The organism is Streptomyces sp. NPDC040718 (assembly GCF_055593565.1).
Genome location: NZ_JBVIXO010000030.1, coordinates 1 through 17,870 on the forward strand (window position 1 = coordinate 1; position 17,870 = coordinate 17,870).

At 68.5% G+C, this 17,870-nt stretch carries 11 protein-coding genes and 1 pseudogene; 1 reads left to right on the forward strand and 11 read right to left on the reverse strand.

Annotated features, from left to right (window positions below):
* Positions 1-241: 241 nt before the first annotated feature.
* The 11 genes from ACZ597_RS35180 to ACZ597_RS35230 all read right to left on the reverse strand — a co-directional run bounded on the left by ACZ597_RS35180 (position 242) and on the right by ACZ597_RS35230 (position 12,773).
* A complete protein-coding gene (locus ACZ597_RS35180) occupies positions 242-1,078 on the reverse strand; it encodes a siderophore-interacting protein (protein ID WP_471339402.1) in 837 nt (278 codons plus the stop codon).
* A gap of 33 nt (positions 1,079-1,111) precedes the next feature.
* Positions 1,112-3,661 carry an amino acid adenylation domain-containing protein gene (locus ACZ597_RS35185; protein WP_471339405.1) on the reverse strand — a complete coding sequence of 850 codons (2,550 nt, stop codon included), beginning with the start codon at positions 3,659-3,661 and terminating at the stop codon, positions 1,112-1,114.
* Positions 3,662-3,784: 123 nt separating this feature from the next.
* Positions 3,785-4,576, reverse strand: coding sequence for a 2-keto-4-pentenoate hydratase (locus ACZ597_RS35190; protein WP_471339408.1), 792 nt, complete (start codon positions 4,574-4,576; stop codon positions 3,785-3,787).
* A gap of 17 nt (positions 4,577-4,593) precedes the next feature.
* Positions 4,594-5,580 (reverse strand): methyltransferase, encoded by a 987-nt coding sequence (locus ACZ597_RS35195; protein WP_471339411.1) that lies wholly within the window; start codon positions 5,578-5,580, stop codon positions 4,594-4,596.
* 28 nt (positions 5,581-5,608) lie between these two features.
* Entirely contained in the window at positions 5,609-6,646 is a 1,038-nt protein-coding gene (dmpG, locus tag ACZ597_RS35200) for a 4-hydroxy-2-oxovalerate aldolase (RefSeq protein ID WP_471339414.1), read from the reverse strand.
* Positions 6,643-7,536 (reverse strand): acetaldehyde dehydrogenase (acetylating), encoded by an 894-nt coding sequence (locus tag ACZ597_RS35205; RefSeq protein WP_471339417.1) that lies wholly within the window; start codon positions 7,534-7,536, stop codon positions 6,643-6,645. Before ACZ597_RS35205 ends, dmpG begins: the two co-directional genes overlap by 4 nt.
* A gap of 31 nt (positions 7,537-7,567) precedes the next feature.
* The gene (locus ACZ597_RS35210) at positions 7,568-8,686 is read right to left on the reverse strand and encodes a prephenate dehydrogenase (RefSeq protein ID WP_471339420.1); all 1,119 of its coding nucleotides are present in this window, start codon (positions 8,684-8,686) and stop codon (positions 7,568-7,570) included.
* A 41-nt stretch (positions 8,687-8,727) separates the two neighbouring features.
* Positions 8,728-10,218 carry a tryptophan 7-halogenase gene (locus tag ACZ597_RS35215; protein ID WP_471339424.1) on the reverse strand — a complete coding sequence of 497 codons (1,491 nt, stop codon included), beginning with the start codon at positions 10,216-10,218 and terminating at the stop codon, positions 8,728-8,730.
* A gap of 71 nt (positions 10,219-10,289) precedes the next feature.
* Positions 10,290-11,417, reverse strand: a complete 1,128-nt coding sequence (locus tag ACZ597_RS35220) for an alpha-hydroxy acid oxidase (RefSeq protein WP_471339426.1) — start codon at positions 11,415-11,417, stop codon at positions 10,290-10,292.
* Positions 11,417-12,499: a 4-hydroxyphenylpyruvate dioxygenase gene (gene hppD, locus ACZ597_RS35225; protein ID WP_471339429.1), complete on the reverse strand. Its 1,083-nt coding sequence runs from the start codon at positions 12,497-12,499 to the stop codon at positions 11,417-11,419. The genes ACZ597_RS35220 and hppD overlap by 1 nt, the downstream gene beginning before the upstream one ends.
* 61 nt (positions 12,500-12,560) lie before the next feature.
* Positions 12,561-12,773 carry an MbtH family protein gene (locus ACZ597_RS35230; protein WP_471339432.1) on the reverse strand — a complete coding sequence of 71 codons (213 nt, stop codon included), beginning with the start codon at positions 12,771-12,773 and terminating at the stop codon, positions 12,561-12,563.
* Positions 12,774-13,284: 511 nt separating this feature from the next.
* On the opposite strand from ACZ597_RS35230, the pseudogene ACZ597_RS35235 reads away from it, so the two are divergent.
* Positions 13,285-17,870, forward strand: a pseudogene (locus ACZ597_RS35235) (amino acid adenylation domain-containing protein); the annotation flags it as partial.

Genomic DNA, 17,870 nt, shown 5'->3' on the forward strand with positions numbered 1-17,870 from the left:
GCGATCGAGGCCACCCACACCTTGTTGAAGCTGCTGCCCAGACGCGGCTGGGCGGCCTTCTCCTTGCCGGTGACTTTCAACAATTCTCCTGAGAACGGGTTCGGACTGCTGCGGCGAGACGGGGATCGCACCCAAGGCCCGGCCATGTGAACGCTCACTGGGGCATCGGGGACCTCGCCGCCCGCGAAGAGTGCGGCGAGGTCCCCGATGGCAGGGAAAGGGCCGGGGAAAGGGCGGGGAACTACGCCGGGACCGGGTCCGCCACGTCCCGGTTCCACTCGGACTTCGAGGACTGCCAGCCGTCTTCGTCCGCTCCGCGTCGCCAGTAGCCGGAGATGGAAAGCTGATCGCGTCCCAGGCCGCGTTCGATCCGGAGGTGGTGCCGCAGCGCCTTCACGAAGTGCGCCTCACCGTGGACGAAGGCGTCCACCGTCCCGGACGGGAAGTCCAGCGCGGAGACGGCCTCCAGGAGCGCGTCGCCGATCTGGCGCTCGCCGCGGTGCAGCCACGTGATCTCGGCATCGGCCGGAGTTTTGATCTCCTGTTCCTCTTCCGGACCGGAGACCTCGATGAACGCTCTGGCGACCGCTCCTGACGGCAGTGCCTCCAGGGAAGCCGCGATCGCGGGCAGGACGCTCTCGTCCCCGGCAAACAGGTGCCAGTCGGCCTCCGCGCCGGGCGAGTAGCCGCCGCCGGGACCGATGAAGTAGATCTCGTCCCCGGGCTTGGCATTCGCGGCCCAGGGGCCGGCCAGACCGCTTTCACCGTGGTGGACGAAGTCCACGGACAGTTCGCCGGCAACCGGGTCCCACCGGCGGACCGTGTACGTCCGGGTCTTGGGCCACTGGTCCTGGGGGAAGTCCCGGCGAACGGCGGAGATGTCGAAGGGCTCGGGGTACCGCACCCCCTCCAGGGGAAATATCAACTTGACGTAGTGATCGGTGTGCTGGCCGGCGGTGAACTCCTCCAGGCCCTCACCGCCCAGTACGACCCTGGCCATGTGCGGGGTCACCCACTCGACGCGCAGCACCCGCCCTCGGTGCAGCCGCGACCTGTTGGGCTTCGGATTGTCGGACATCAATGGCTCCTTGCCTGCTTCGATTCCTCGGAACTACTTCTTCAGCGCTCGTGCCAGAACTGGAGCGATGTCCGCGAGCGCATCCGCACTCAGCATCTGCATGTGCTCGAACGGAGTGACGTGCTTCTCGATCCGGCCGCTGACGTACGGTTCCCAGACGTCTGCGAGTCCGGTGGACGCACCGTCCTGCCCTGCCGCTTCGAAGAAGAGCATGTCGCCGTCGAACTGCTCGGGGGCCGGCACCCGGCTGATCTTGAGGTTGTTCTCCGTGATGTCGATGAGAGCGGCGACCGTCCGCTCCTCGAGGCTGGCCAGCGTTCCGCCGTGGGCCTTGAGGATCTCGAGGATCCGCGGCATCTCGATCGGGTCGCTGCCGGGTTCGGCGTGGAAGGCCCCGATCCCGTCGAACGCGAGCTCCAGGAGGTCACGCTGGCTGCGCGTGCCGTCCGAGCTGGCGTGCCCTCCGGTACCGGCATCGAGCACGGCCAGCAGGGACACCTGCTCGCCCTCCTGCTGGAGGCGGGCCGCCAGGGTGTGGGCGACCTTGCCGCCGAAGGACCAGCCCAGGAGGGAGTACGGGCCGGACGGCTGGATCTCCCGGATTCGGCCGAGGTAGTCCTCGATCAGCTCGTCCAGATCGGCCGGGAGCGGCTCGTCCGCAGCCAGACCACGGGCCTGGAGCCCGTAGACCGGGTGCTCCTTCGGGACGTAGCGCAGCAGCCCGGCGTAGCACCAGGCCATGCCGCCGCCGGGGTGCACGCAGAACAGCGGCGAACGGGTGCCGGCCGGACGCAGGCTCAGCACCCCCTCCAGTGCGCTGTCCTGCTCCTCGCTGTCCGCCTGGCCCAGGTTCGACAGGGCGGCCACGGTGGGGGTCTTGAGGAGGCTGCGGATCGAGAGCTTCACGCCCAGGATCGCCCGGATGCGGCTGATGAGGCGGGTCGCGAGGAGGGAGTGGCCGCCCAGCTCGAAGAAGCTGTCGTCGATCCCGACCCTGGGCACGCCCAGGACCTCGGCGAACAGTCCGCACAGGATCTCCTCCCGCGGGGTCCGCGGGCCGCGGCCGGCTCCGGCCGTCGCCGACATGTCCGGGGCGGGCAGGGCGCGCCGGTCCAGCTTGCCGTTGCCGGTCAGGGGGAGCTGGTCGAGCACCACGAACGCGGTGGGGACCATGTACTCCGGCAGCAGGTCGGCCGTGTGCGCGCCCAGCGCTTCGGTGTCGACGGTGTCGGTGCCGGTCTCGGCGACGACGTAGGCCACGAGGCGCTTCTCGCCGGGCTGGTCCTCCCGGGCGACGACCGCGACCTGCGACAGCCCCGGGAAGCATCCCAGTACGGCTTCGATCTCGCCGAGTTCGATGCGGTAGCCGCGGATCTTGACCTGGTCGTCGGCCCGGCCCACGAACTCCAGCAGTCCCTCCCGGGACCAGCGGGCGAGGTCGCCGGTGCGGTACATGCGGCTGCCGGCCGGGCCGAAGGGATCGGCCACGAACCGCTCCGCCGTCAGGTCCGCCCGCCCGAAGTAGCCCCGGGCCAGGCCGGCACCCGCGAGGTACAGCTCGCCGGCCACGCCCTGCGGGGCCAGCGAGAGCGCGTCGTCCAGGACGTAGGCCTGCATGCCGTCCAGCGGACGCCCGACCGGGATCGGTGCGGGCACCGCATCAGCCGCGGTCCAGGGGGCCTGGGTCGCGAACAGGGTGGTCTCGGTCGGACCGTAGGCGCAGCGGACGATGATGTCCGGGCAGTGTTCCAGCACCCGCCGCACCGCGGTCGGGGAGATCACGTCACCACCCGTGATCACCTCCCGGACTCCCGCGAAGCAGCCCGGGTCCTCCTCCGCCATCACCCGGAACAGACCCGCCGTGACCTGAAGCCCGGTGATCCCCTCCTCCGAGATCAGACGCGCCAGCGTCGCCACGCTCGGATCGCCCTCGGGCGACACGACGGTCCGCCCGCCGTGCAGCAGCGGCACCCACATCTCGTAGGTCGAGGGATCGAAGGCGTACGGAGCCACCATCAGCACCCGCTCGTGCGTACCGGCGCCGAACATGCCGTCCACGACCAGGTCGAGGATGTCTCGGTGGGTGACCGCGACGCCCTTGGGGCGGCCTGTCGAGCCGGACGTGTACATCACGTACGCCAGCTGCTCGGGCCGCGTCTCCACGCCCGGGTCGCCGACCGGGTAGCCGGCCAGCTCCTCGTCCTCGTCCACCACCACGACCACGGGAGCAGCGGGCAGGCCACGCTCGCGCATCGCCGCATCCGCCAGCAGCACGGGCGCGGACGTCTCGTCCACGATCCACTGCATCCGCTCCAGCGGATAACCGCTGTGCAGCGGCAGGTAGAACGCGCCGGCCTTCAGCACCGCCAGCAGCGCCACCACCAGGTCCACCGACCGCTCCATCAGCACCGCGACGGGCGCCTCCGGACCCACTCCCAGACCCACCAGACGGTGCGCGAGCCGGTTCGCCCGCTCGTCCAGCTCCCGGTACGACAGCTCCCGCCCGGCACACCGCACCGCCACCGCATCCGGAGAACGCAGCGCCTGAGCGGCGAAAGCCGCCTGCACCGATTCGTCGATCATCGCCACATTCGACTGGGACGACCGATACCCGGTAAAACCATCAGCATCTGCAGCACGCATTGCCAATTACTCTCTTTCCATGTCGGGGTCGCACGCGTGTCGCGTGGAGAGCTACCTGAGAACTCAATTGCTGAAAGTGGAAAGGGACACGGATCCCAAGGTCCCGAATGACGCCGTGACGGTGGCGCCTGCTTCGAGGTCGACCGCTCCGGCCAGCGATCCGGCCAGGACCAGGTCGCCGGCACCGATCCCCGCGCCGAAGGAGGCCAATATGCGCACCAGGCATGCCACGGATTCCGCCGGGTGGCCCATCACGGCCGAACCGTTCGCCGTCTGGACGGAATCACCCGACTCGAACACCATCGTCTCGGCGGCGAGGTCTCGCCCGTCGAAGGGAACGGCCTTGCCCAGGACGGCCATCGCCGACGAGGCGTTGTCCGCGACGGTGTCCACCCACGCGATGTCCCAGTTGCTGATCCGGCTGTCGAGCACCTCCAGGGCCGGGAAGACCTCGGTGGTGACCTTGAGTACGTCCGCGGCCGTCGTACGGGGATCGGAGAGGTCGGCGCCGATCCGGAACGCGATCTCCCCCTCGACCTTGGGCGAGATGAACCATCCCGGATCAAGGCGGGCGCCGTCGGCGAGGAGCATGCCTTCGGTCAGGAACCCGAAATCCGGTTGATCGACGCCGAACATCTCCTGGATGGCGACGCTCGTCGCGCCCACCTTGTATCCGGCGTGCACCGCCCCGTTCTCGTGCTCGAAGGTCCGGAACGCGCGCTGGATGGCGTAGGCGTCCTGCGCGGTGAACTCGGGATACCGGGCGGAGACGGGCGGTATCGCCTTGCGCTCGTTCTTGGCGTTCCACAGTTCGAGGGCTATTCGCTCGTGAACGGCGTGTGAATCCTGCAGCATGACTTCAGCCTCGGGGGTTACTTGGTCGCCACGAACAGCCGACCGCCCGGCATGATCCCCGACACGCACTCGACGTTCGAGAAGCCGGCGGTGCTGAACTTCTCGACCCACTGGTCCTCGGTGGGCAGATCGATTCCCATGAAGTTCGAGTGCAGGTAGGTGAAGAGGGCGCTGAACTTGCGCTCGCGGGCTTCCTGTCCGTACGAGACCGCGTCGACCACGGCCAGGACGCCACCGGGTGCGAGAGCCTCGTGGCAGGTGCGCAGCACGTCTGCGAACACGGACTCGTTCTGCCAGACGTCGTGCATCACGAAGCACGCCTGGATGACGTCGGCCCCTTCGAGCGGAGCGGGGTCGGCGATCAGGGACTCGACCGACCGCTCGATGACCTGGAGCCGGTCGTTCACACCGGCTCGTCCCGCGGCTTCTCGCGCAGCGGCGCAGGCACCCGGGCTCAGGTCGACGGCGACACCGGTACGGCCGTCGTCCTGGAGGAGGAGGTCGATGAGCAGACCGGCCGCGCCCGCGCCGAGGTCGACGACGTGCTTCGCACCGGCGGCCACGACCCGCTCGACGACGGGGGGGTAGAAGGCCCGGTCCCCGATCCAGCGCGAACTGACCGCGACCCGGCGGCCGTCACGACGATGGGCGTCGGCGGCGGACTCGCTGTCGGCGAGGAAGGCGGGGGCGTTCTGCAGGAACGGGCTGTTCGCGGTCAGCGCCCAGGAGAGGTATCCGACCTGATGCCTCCAGTCCGCGTAGTCGTCGGACGGGCGGTACAGGCCGTTCCCGTCCTCGGCGACGACCAGCCCGGCGGCCGACAGCGCATGCACGTAGTCGCCGAGGCCGTCCTGGGGAAGGCCCGTCACCTCGGCCAGGTCGGCGGTGCCGAACGTGCGGCCCGAGTCGAGCACCTGGTCCACGCCGATTTCGGCGCCGATCTGGAGCAGTGCGGCGACCGCCGCGAAATCCGCTCCCACCTCGCGTGTGGTGTCCGAGTTCATTTTTACCCCTCGCTTTTCTGAATGGTCATCAAATTACGTCGTACAGGGAGTTCTTGTCGGCCAGCCCCATCGCCACTTCGATGATGGCGTCCTCCTGGCCGGCGACCACGCCCCTGCGGCCCAGCTCCATCAGGATTTCTCGCGGGTCCACCTGGAAGCGCTCGGCGGCGCGGCGCGTGGGCGCGGCGAATCCGGAGAAGACACCGGCGATACCGCTCGTGATGGTGACGCTGTCGTTCGTCGGAATGTGCTTGACGAATGTGGATTCCGCGAGATCGGCCGCGTCAAGTGCGCCGAACAGCTGCAGCTTGGTCTCGATCTGTTCCAGGTGCAGGTTCGCGGCGATCAGTTCGAGCGGCGCGTTGCCGGCCCCGGCGCCGAAGCCGCGCGCCGTCACGTCCACGATGGTCGCGCCCGCCTTGACGGCGGCCATGCTGTTGCTCACCGAGAGGCCGAGGTTGTTGTGGCCGTGGAAGCCGATCTCGATGTCGAGTTCCTCGACGAGCGCGCCGACCTTTTCCTTGACCGCGGCCGGGGTGTACGCGCCTGCCGAGTCCATCAGGATGACCGCGTGCGCTCCGTACTCCTGCATGAGCCGCGCCTGCTCGATGAGCGCCTTGACCGGCGCCATGTGGCTCATCAGCAGCATGCCCTTGACGGTGACGCCCATCGCTCGGAGCATCGTGATCTGCTGGCGCGTCACATCCGCTTCCGTGCAGTGGGCGCCGACCCTGACCTCGTCGACTCCGCAGTCCAGCGCGGGCTTCAGATCGCCTTCGACCGTCGCGAACCCGGGGATGGAGAGGACGCCGAGCCGCGTCTCCTTCAGCTGCTCCCGGGCGGCCGTGAGCATCTCCCTGTCGCTCAGCGCGGCAAGTCCGACCTGGATGGACGAGGCGCCGAGTCCGTTGCCGTGCCCGACCTCGAGGAGGTCGGCCCCGGCGAGCTCGGCGGCCTTGGCGTAGGCGACGATGTCCGTACGGCCCAGCTGGTGCGATACGGCGTGATTTCCGTCCCGCAGGGTCGTGTCACAGATCTTGAGCTGCCGCTCGGCGTGTGCGCTCATCGACGTGCCTCCGCTCGCCCTTCGGCGACAGCAACTGCCGCGCAGGTAATGACGTCCAGATTCCCGGCGTAGCGTGGCAGCCAGTCGCCGAGTCCTTCTACTTCGATGGTCACCATGATGCGATCGCCAATGACAACCGGCGGAACGACAACGCGATAGCCCGGAACATATGAGTTGATCCGCTTCTCCATGTTGTCGACGGAGACGCGCAGCGCTTCCATGTCGACACGTTCGGAAGCCGGGACTGAAATGGTGTTCCGCATGACGATTCCCGGCTCCGCCGGGTTGATGATGAGAATCGTCTTGGCGGTGTCTACCCGGCAGAATTCGTGGGTGGCCCGCTGGGTGGTGAAGGCGTACTCGTCGATGTTCGCCCTCGTCGCAGGACCGACGCTCTCCGATGAGCTGGCCGTGGCGATCTCCACGTATCCCAGGTCCTCGGAAGCCTCACTGAAGCAGTGCGCGATGGGGACTGCGGCTTGCCCACCACAGGTCACCATGCTCACGTTCGGCGCGTCGAGGCACTCCTCCAGGTTCAGCGCCGGAACGCAGAACTTGCCCAGATGCGCGGGCGTGAGGTCGATGACCGGAATGCCCAGGGCTTCGAGTATTTTCCAGTTGTGCACCGCGTCCGCGGCCGACGTCGCGTCGAAGACCACGTCGATCCGGTCCGCCATCTCGGCCACCGCGTCGATCCCGCCGGCAGTCGTCGGGATCCCGTGGGACTTGGCGAGCTCTATGCCCGGAGAGCTCGCCCGCCGGCCTGCGAACAATTCGCACCGGAGGTGGGGCGAAGCCATGACCTTGAGCAGCAGGTCGCAGCCGATGTTTCCCGTGCCGATGATGGCCACGCGAAGCGGGTCAGCGATGGAGTCGTTTTGTGCGTTCATTCACCTATCCCGTCGATTGACGTCATTCATTTCAGACGGCCTGCGGAACGCGTTCCTTCCGCGCTCCGGAGACCGGGGCGATGGATTCGGCGCTCCAACCGGCTCGGTCCAGTTCCATGACGATCCGGCCGGCACGCGCTGCCGGCACCGCGAAGGTGATGGAGAAGGTTCCCTTTTCCGTGGAATGCCGCGGCACCACGTCCTCCGCCTCCACGTGGAACGGCTTCAGCGCGTCCAGCAGGCGCACCAGCTGTCCGGGTCCCTCCGCGACCAGGACCTCCACATGCGCCTGCCGGTCCGCGGCCTGCCGCCCCTGGATCGCCGCCAGTCCGGCAGCGCCCCTGTTCAGCAGGTCGACCATCGGTTCCAGGCTCTGGCTCCCGTTGACCTGCGGTGCGCCGGACAGGTCGTCGAGCGTGGCCAGCAGGGTCGTCAGATCGTCCCTGAGCTCCCGGAGCACTCCGGCGACGGCCGGTGCGTTGGCCTGCAGGATGTCGCTCCACAGGCCGGTGTCCCTGACAGCCATGCGCGTCACGTCGTGCAGCCCTTGCCCCGCGAGCCGGAACGCCTCCCGCGAGCCGTGCTGGAGCCGCGCGGCCATGAGGCTGGCCACCAGATGAGGAGCGTGCGAGGTCAACGCCACCGCGTCGTCGTGCGCACGGCTCCCCATGATCACCGGAACCGCCCCGCAGAGCGCGATCATCTCGAACACCCGGTTCACCGCGTCCTGAGACGTCGCGTCGGAGGGAGTCAGGACCCAGGCCCGGTCCTCGAACAGGTCCGCGCGAGCGGCGAGCGGGCCGCACCGCTCGCGGTCGGCAAGAGGATGTCCGCCCACGTAGCTGGACGGCGTGTCCACCGACTCCCAGACGTCCCGCGCCAACTGCGCCTTCACACTGGCCACGTCGGTGTAGCTCCGGGCCAGCCCCATCGCCTGCATTTCCGCGAGCACACCGCGAACAGCACTCGGCGGTACCGCGATCACCGCCAGGTCGACCGGTTCGTCCGGGACGCCCACCACTCCCGCTCCCAGCGCGGCGGCCGTGCGAGCGGCTGCTTCGTCCTTGTCGAGCAAGTGCACCGGTATGCCGTGCCGGCTCACGGCCAGGCCGATCGACGTGCCGATCAGGCCCGTGCCGACCACAGCCATCGTTCGTATCACCGCTACCCCCTCAGACCGTGGCTGGAAGGTCAGTAGCTGAAATCGGCCCAGCGCATGCCGTCGGCGGAGGGCACCAGACCGCCTTCCCGCATGGGCCCTTCCTCGTCGACCGCCTCTCCCAGGGCGGCCTGGACCTGGATCTTGGCCCCCTCTTCGAGGACCGACTGGACGAGCGTCGAGTCGAACAGATCGCGATCCGTACCGCTCTCGCCGACGGGCCGGTCGACCAGCTCGGAGAACTCCCGGAACTTGGACTCGCGCTGCGCGGTGTAGGAGGCCGCGTTGACCAGTCCGCCTTCGTGCGAGGCTCCGCCGCCGACCAGTTCGACGAAGGACTCGAGTCCGGGCGCCGAGCTGTTCATGACCTTCTTGGCGCTCCAGAAGTACGAATCCTCGTTCTGGTGCATGTCGTAGAACGCCACCAGGAAGTCATGGAAGAGCGAGTACTCGTTCCGGTACCGCGCTTCGTACTCCTCGAAGCACTTCTTCTCTTCGAAGTCCCCGCTCAACGTCGAGTTGATGGAACGGGCGGCCAGCAGACCGCTGTAGGTGGCGAGGTGCACGCCGGACGAGAAGACCGGGTCGATGAAGCACGCCGCGTCTCCGACCAGGACCATGCCGGGGCGCCAGAACGTGTCCTGGCAGTACGAGTAGTCCTTGCGGACCCGGACCTCGCCGTAGGGGCCGCTCTCCACCCGGCGCGCCTCGGACAGGTACTCCGCGATGAGCGGGCACTCCTCGATGAGGCCCATCAGGGCCTTCTCCCGGTCGCCCTGGACACGGTCCAGGGCCTCGCGCCGCAGTACCGCGCCGACGCTGGTGAGCTCATCGGTGAGCGGGATGTACCAGAACCAGCCGGCGTCGAAGGCGGCACAGAGGATGTTGCCGGAGTTGGGTGCGGGAAGCCGCTTGCCGCCCTCGAAGTACCCGAAGAGCGCGATGTTCTGGAAGAAGTCCGAGTAGTGCCGGGTGCCGCCGATCTTGCTCTGGATCCGGCTCTTGTTGCCGGAGGCGTCCACGACGAAACGGCTGCGCACCTCGTGACGGACGCCGTCGGCGTCGGCGTAGCGCACCCCGCAGACGCGACCGTCCTCCTCGATGACGTCCACCACGGAGCTCTTCTCGCGGACCTCGACCCCCTTGCTGCGGGCGTTGTCCAGGAGGATCTGGTCGAACTTCATGCGCTCGACCTGATAGGCCAGCGAGGTCGGGCCCGAGAAGGTTTCGGAGACGGAGAAGGTGAACGTCCACGGCTCGGGGCTGCTGCCCCAGCGGAAGGTCCCTCCGCGCTTGGGCATGAAGGCGGCCTTCTCCAGCTCCTCCGAGACACCGAGGAGCTTGCAGATGCCGTGCACCGTCGAAGGCAGCAGGGACTCCCCGATCTGGTACCGGGGGAACTCCTCCTTCTCCAGGAGAAGGACACGATGACCCTGCATAGCCACCAGGGTGGAGACTGTGGAACCACCCGGCCCACCACCGACGACTACGACATCGAACTCGTGGTCGCTTTTGCCATGCATGAGGTTTCTCCTTGAATAGTTTGTCGAGGGGGAACGAAAGATGTCCGTCGGTACGCGCGGGTGACGCGGTTTCAGCCCCGGGTACCGGAAACGAACGTGCGCAAGGTGCGTGCGGCGGCCAGGTCGGCGCAGCCGGCCAGGAGGAGGGCCTCCTCGAGTTCCGTCCGCAGGAGCGAGAGCACCTGGGTGACTCCCTGCGCCCCGGCTGTGCTCAACCCCCACAGCACCGGACGCCCGGCCAGCACCCCGTCGGCGCCGAGCGCCAGTGCCCGCAGGATGTCGGTCCCGCTGCGGACACCGCTGTCCATGAGGACCTGGCACTGCCCGTCCACCGCTTCGACCACCCACGGAAGTGCGGTGATGGTGGGCAGCGCCCCGTCGAGCTGCCGGCCGCCGTGGTTGGAAACCACCACGGCGTCGGCCCCGAGCCGGACGGCCTGTTCGGCGTCTCTGGGATCGAGGATTCCCTTGATCACCAGGGGAAGCCGGGTCTGCTCCCGGAGCCATTCCAGGTCGGACCAGCCGAACGCGGGGTCGAAGGCGACGTTCGTGTGCGCGGCCACGGCCGATTCGTTGGGCCGGTGTGCGTGCGCCGCGGAAGGGCCGTCCGGATCCAGGTTGGCGCTACGGATCCAGTCGGGAAGCGTGAACTCGTTCCGCAGGTCGCGCAGCCGACGGCCCATGATCGGGACGTCCACCGTCACCATCAGTGCCTGGCAGCCGACTTGTTCGGCGCGGCGAATCAGCTCGACCACCCGGCCGCGATCGTGCAACCAGTAGAGCTGGAACCACAGGGTCGCTCCGACCTCGGCGATCTCCTCCAGCGAGTGGCTGCTGATCGTGCTGACCACGAAGGGCACCTGTGCCGCCCGAGCTCCCTCCGCGGCTGCGAGTTCGCCCCCGGGATGGAGCAGACGCTGGTACGCCATCGGCGCGACCGCGAGGGGCGACGCTGCCGAAGTGCCGAGCAGCCGCGCACTGGTGTCGCTCTTCTTGACGCCCGCCAGCACCCTGGGCACCAGTGACACGCTGTCCAGTGCCGCACGGTTGGAGTCCAGGGTGGACTCTCCGCCGCTGCCGCCGGCAATGAAGTCCCACACCGCCGGCTCCAGCAGCGCGGCGGCCGACTGCTGCAGGTCCTGCACGCACACGGGCTGCGTTCCCGCCGCGTCGACCTGCGCCCCGGACTGCTGGGCCATTACTTCTCAGCCCCCGCTTCGGCCCGCTGCCGTTCGACCGCCTCGTAGAGCGCCTTGATGTTCCCGCTCCCGAAGGTCCGAGCACCCAGACGCTCGATCACCTCCATGAAGAACGTGCGACGCGGGTGGACCGAGGCGGTGAAGAGCTGGAACAGCTGGCCTTCGTGGTCCTCGTCGACCAGGATGTCGAGTTCCTGCAGTTCGGAAACCGAATGCTTGGTCAGGTCCATGGACAGCAGCCGGTAGTAGGCGTCGGGAGTGCTCAGGAAGGACACACCCTGCGACTTGAGCAGCCCCACCGACTCCACGATGTCGTCTGCGGTGAAGGCGATGTGCTGGACGCCGGCCCCGTCGTGGTTCTTCAGGAACTTGTCTATCTGCCCAGGCTCCAGAGAGGTGTCGGGCTCGATCAAGGTGAGCGTGACAGAGCCCGATCGGCTCTGGACCACTCTGGAATCCATTGCCTGATTACCCACCACGATGCGCTCTTCGAAGATCATCCGGAAGTCCAGGACGTCTACGTAGAACTGCACGGTGGGTGCGAGCTGCCCGGCTTCGAGACAGACGGCGAAGTGGTCGATCATCCGCAGGCCGCTGTCGAACCGGGCGCCCGTTTCGGGAACCGGTGAGAAACCCGGAAGGGTCCGTACGTCACTGCCGGCCGGACGCTCCACGAACGTGTGGATCACATCTCCGAAGCCTCTGATCGAGGCCGTGACCAGCCCGTCCCGTTCGGCCGGTTCCGCGACCGCTGCGGCTCCCCGGCGAACCGCCTCGGTGAACAGTTCCCTGGCGTTCGGGGTCGAGAGCGCGATATTGGCCACTCCGTCCCCGTGATGCTCGACGTATGCGGCTGCGGGGTGGTCCGCACCCTGTGCCGTCGTCAGCACCAGCCGGATCTGGTTCTTGCCGAGCGCCACCGAACGGATGGCACCGGCGGGTCCCGCCGGCTCGGAGGCTCCGTAGACCTCGAAACCATAGCCGTCCAGGAACTGCGCGGCGGCCGCCGCCATGTCCTGTACGTAAAACTCGACGTGGTCAATGGAAAGTCCATCGAAAACGGACGTGTTCGAATTAGCCATTTGCTTCACTATCCCGGCTGTCTGTGCGGACAGGAACTGAGGTCGTGAGGGAGTGCAATGTTCACGCCGTTGCGTTCATCTGCTGGACGAGGCTGTGCGGCCGCATTTCGGTCCAGTTCGAGTTGATGTACTCGATGCACGATGCGCGGTCACTCTGATGAGCGACGGTCCAACCGGCCGGCACCTCAGCGAACTTCGGCCAGAGCGAATACTGCTTCTCTTCGTTGATCAGCACGAGGTATTCCGCCTCGGGGTTTTCGAAAGGATTACTCATAGCCTCGCTCCTTCTGCTCCTTGCAACCGCACACGCAGCTGCTCATCCTTGACGCCCTAGAGGCGGGGAAGTTCTGCAACGCAAACAGCATAGACCTCGAACCGTTTGCAGTCCAGACGGCAACGACCGAAGAGCAAACTTCTGTCGCCTCGTCGCTATGGGCACGACCGTCCCCACTGAGCGGCAACCCAGCGGCTTGCTGGACCGAGGTTCGCACGTCAGAGGTGCGGACTCCAGCGGATTTCGAGGCTTTGCTGAGTCTTTACAGTTTGCCTGTGCACATCAGGTAGTCTTCCGATTCGCGACGATCATGCACCATCCGGAGGCTTCGCTTCCGCAACGACCATGCGTCAACCGGGGCCTTCCATTCCGCAACGGTCATCTGCGTTGCTGGTCCAGCTGAACTTCGCGCGGTCTCAACACCGAGAGAGGGTGATTGGCAATGCATACTGCGGATACTGTTGATTTTGTCGAGAATCGGTCATTTGGGCTGGACGCGGCGATGGTCGGCGAATCGGTGCAGGCGGCTTTCGCCGCTCAGGCGCTGCGTTCTCCGGACGCGGTGGCGGTGCGGTGTGCCGGGCGGGAGCTGTCGTACCGGGAGCTGGACGAGCGGGCGAACCGGCTCGCGCACCGTCTGGTGGGTCTGGGAGTGCGCCCGGAAGCGCCCGTCGCGGTGCTGATGGAACGCTCCGTGGACCTGGTGGTGGCGCTGCTGGCGGTGCTGAAGGCCGGCGCGTTCTACCTGCCGCTGCACAGCGGTTATCCGCTGGAGCGGATGCAGTGGATCGTGGACGAGACGTCCGCTCCGGTGCTGCTGGCCGATGCGGCGATGCTCGAGCGTGGCCTGCCCGGCGGTGCCGCCCTGGTGGTGGTGGACGAGGACGCGGAGCTGGCCGGCTACCCGGTCGGCGACCCGGGCGTGGAGACGCGGCCCGAGCAGCTGGCGTACGTGATGTACACGTCCGGCTCGACGGGGCGTCCCAAGGGCGTCGCGGTCACCCACCGGGATGTGCTGGAGCTGGTGACGGACGGCATGTTCGGCCCCGGTGCGCACGAGCGGGTGCTGATGGTGGCTCCGTACGCCTTCGATCCCTCGACCTACGAGATGTGGGTGCCGCTGCTGCACGGCGGGCGGACCGTGGTGTCACCTGAAGGTGACCTGAGCGTGGCGACGCTGGCGCGTCTGATCTCGGAGGAGGGGATCACCGGGCTTCAGGTCACGGCGGGTCTGTTCCGGGTGATGGCGGAGGAGGACCCGGGCTGCTTCGCGGGTGTCCGGGAGGTGATCACGGGTGGTGACGTGATCTCCCCGACCGCGGTCCGCCGGGTGCTCGAACACTGCCCGGACACCGTGGTGCGGTCGACGTACGGTCCGACCGAGACCACGCTGTTCGCCACTCAGCACCCGTGGAAGGCCACCGACGAAGTACCTGCGCCGGTGCCGATCGGCCGTCCGCTGGACGGCATGCAGGCCTACGTCCTGGACGACGCGCTCTCGCTGGCCCCGCAGGGCGTGACCGGCGAGCTGTACCTCGCGGGTGCCGGCCTGGCCCGGGGCTACTTCGGGCGGGCGGACCTGACGGCGGAGCGGTTCGTGGCCGATCCCTTCGGCCCGGCCGGCAGCCGCATGTACCGCACCGGCGACCTCGCCCGCTGGTCCCGCGAAGGACTGCTGGAGTTCGTGGGCCGGGCCGACGACCAGGTCAAGATCCGCGGCTACCGCATCGAACTCGGCGAGATCGAAGCCGTACTCGGCCGCTTCCCCGGACTCTCCCAGGTCGCGGTCGTCGCCCGGGAGGACCAGCCCGGCGACAAGCGCCTCGTGGCCTACCTCGTCCCCGAGGCCGGAAACGAGGAGGCGGACACCGAAGCGCTGCGCGCGCACACGGCCGACCTGCTGCCGGAGTACATGGTCCCCACCGCGTTCGTAGTGCTCGACCGGCTCCCCCTGACCGGCAACGGCAAGCTGGACCGGCGCGCCCTGCCGGCACCCGTGTACGAAGCCGCCGCGGCCGGGCGCGGCCCCCGGACCCCGCAGGAGGAGATCCTCTGCGGACTGTTCGCCGAGATCCTCGGAGTCCCGGCCGTCACCATCGACGACGACTTCCTCGTCCTGGGCGGCCACTCCCTCCTCGCCACCCGCCTGGTCAGCCGCATCCGCGCGACCCTGGGCGTCGAGCTGCCGGTACGGACCCTCTTCGAGGCCACCACCGTCGCCGCCCTCACCGACCGGCTCGCGCAGGCGGACTCCGCCAGACCCGCACTCACCGCGACGGAGCGCCCGGCCCTGATTCCGCTGTCACCCGGACAGAACCGCCTCTGGTTCCTCAACAGGCTGGAAGGGGCGAGCGCCACCTACGTCCTGCCGCTCGCGGTACGACTTTCGGGGGACCTCGACCGGGCAGCTCTGGCAGCGGCGATAGCCGATGTGATCGGTCGCCACGAGACCCTGCGGACGGTGTACCCGGAGGTCGACGGGGAGCCCCAGCAGCTCGTTCTGGAGCCCGACCAGGTCCGCCCCGAGCTGCCCGTGGTGGAGGTCGGGGCAGCGGAGTTGGACGAGGCGCTCCGAGCCGCCGGCAACATCGCCTTCGACGTCACCGTCGATCTGCCGCTGCGGGCCCGGCTGTTCGCCACCGCGCCGGACAGTCACGTCCTGCTCCTGGTACAGCACCACATCTCGAACGACGGCTGGTCGCTGGCGCCGCTGTCCCGTGACATCAGCCTTGCCTACGCCGCGCGGTGCGCGGGTACGGCGCCGACCTGGTCACCCCTGCCCGTGCAGTACGCCGACTTCACGCTGTGGCAGCACGAACTCCTGGGAGCGGAAGACGACCCCGGCTCCCTGGCCGGTGAGCAACTGGACTTCTGGAAGCGGGCCCTGGAGGGAATCCCGAACCAGCTGGAGCTGCCCTTCGACCGGCCCCGGCCGAAGGTGGCCAGCTACCGCGGCGACACCGTCCCGATCAGGATCGACGCCGAACTCCACCGCGCACTCGCCGGCCTGGCCCAGGAGACCAACACCACCATGTTCATGGTGCTCCAGGCCGCCCTCGCCACACTGCTGACCCGACTGGGCGCCGGCCCGGACATCCCCCTCGGAACCCCCATCGCCGGACGCACCGACGAAGCACTCGACGACCTCGTCGGCTTCTTCGTCAACACCCTCGTCCTGCGCAACGACACCTCCGGCAACCCCACCTTCCGCGAACTCCTCGCCCGCACCCGCGAAACCGACCTCGCCGCCTACTCCCACCAGGACGTACCGTTCGAACGACTGGTGGAAGCGATCAACCCGGAGCGCTCTCTGGCCCGCAATCCCCTGTTCCAGGTGATGCTGGCGATGCAGAGCAACACGGCCCCCGTGTTCGACCTGCCCGGTCTGTCGGCCGTCACCGAGGACCTCACCCAGGACGTGACCAGCTTCGACCTCACGTTCAACTTCTACGAGCTCACGGACGAAGCCGGGAACCCCGCGGGGCTCGACGGCTACCTCGAATACAGCACCGACCTGTCCGACACGTCCACCGCGGAGCGGTTCACCGAGGGCCTCCGGCTGCTGCTGGCAGCCTTCGCCGAGCAGCCCGACCTGCCGATCAGCACCGCAGAGCTGCTCTCCCCGGCCGAGCAGAGCACGATGCTCGCCGAGGGAACGGGGGGCCCGGCCCCTGAGCACCGGTTCTTCATCGACCTGTTCGAGGAGCAGGTGGCGCTCCGCCCCGACGCACCGGCGCTGGAGCACGAGGACACCGTACTCACCTACTCCGAGCTGAACACCCGGGCCAACCATGTGGCCCGCCGGCTGATCCGCGAGGGCGTCGGCCCCGAGCAGCTGGTGGCCCTGGCTGTGCCCCGGTCGGTGGAGATGGTGGCCGGGCTGCTGGGCGTACTGAAGGCCGGTGCCGCCTTCCTCCCCATCGACCCGGAGTACCCGGCGGACCGCATCGCGTTCATGCTCCGTGACGCCGCCCCGGTCCGCGTGCTCACCAGCCGCGAGGTGGCCGGACGGCTCCCGCAGGGCGGCCCGGAGACCCTGGCCCTCGACGACCCTGCGACCCTGGCCGGACTCGACGGCGCCGATCCCACCGATGCCGAGCGGACCGCTCGGCTCCTGCCCCACAACCTGGCGTACACCGTCTACACGTCGGGCTCCACCGGCACGCCCAAGGGCGTGGCCGTAAGCCACCTCGGGATCTGCTCGCTGGCCGCCACACTGGCCGAGAAGTACCAGGTCCAGCCGGGCGACCGTGTCCTGCAGCTGGCCTCGATCAGCTTCGACATGGCCCTGGAGGACTTCCTCCGGGCGTTCTGCTTCGGCGCGACCCTCGTCGTCCCCGCTCCCGGCCCCCTGGTCGGGGACGCCCTCGGCGACTATCTGGAGCAGCGCCGGATCTCCTGTTCCGACATGCCGCCGAGCGTGCTCGCCACCCTGCCGGCTCGGCACTTCCCCGCCCTGCGCGTGCTGAGCGTCGGCGGCGAGGCGTGCCCCCCGGCGCTGACCGCGCGTTGGGCGGTCGGACGACGGATGCTCAACCTCTACGGGCCCACCGAGTCGACGATTTCGGCGACGGCCAGCGAGCCGCTGTCCGGCACCGATGCGTCCGCGTCCACCCCCATCGGAGCCCCGGTCAGGGGCACCCGGGCGTACGTCCTGGACGAACGGCTGCGGCTGGCGCCGCGAGGGGTGCCGGGAGAGCTGTACATCGCGGGCACCGGCCTGGCTCGGGGGTACCTGCGTCGTCCGGGTCTGACGGCCGAGCGCTTCGTGGCCGATCCCCTCGGCCCCGCCGGAAGCCGTATGTACCGCACAGGTGACCTGGTGCGGTGGCGGGGGGACGGCCAGCTGGAGTTCGTCGGCCGCGCCGACGACCAGGTGAAGATCCGCGGGTTCCGCATCGAACTCGGCGAGATCGAAGCGGTGCTGGGCCGCCACCCGCAGGTGTCGCAGGTCGCGGTCGTGGTGCGGGAGGACCGGCCGGGCGACAAGCGCCTGGTGGCCTACGTGGTGGCCGAGTCCGGGCCTGGTGGGCCGGGGGCGGACGCCCTGCGCGCTCACGTCGGCGGGGAGCTGCCGGCGTTCATGGTTCCTTCGGC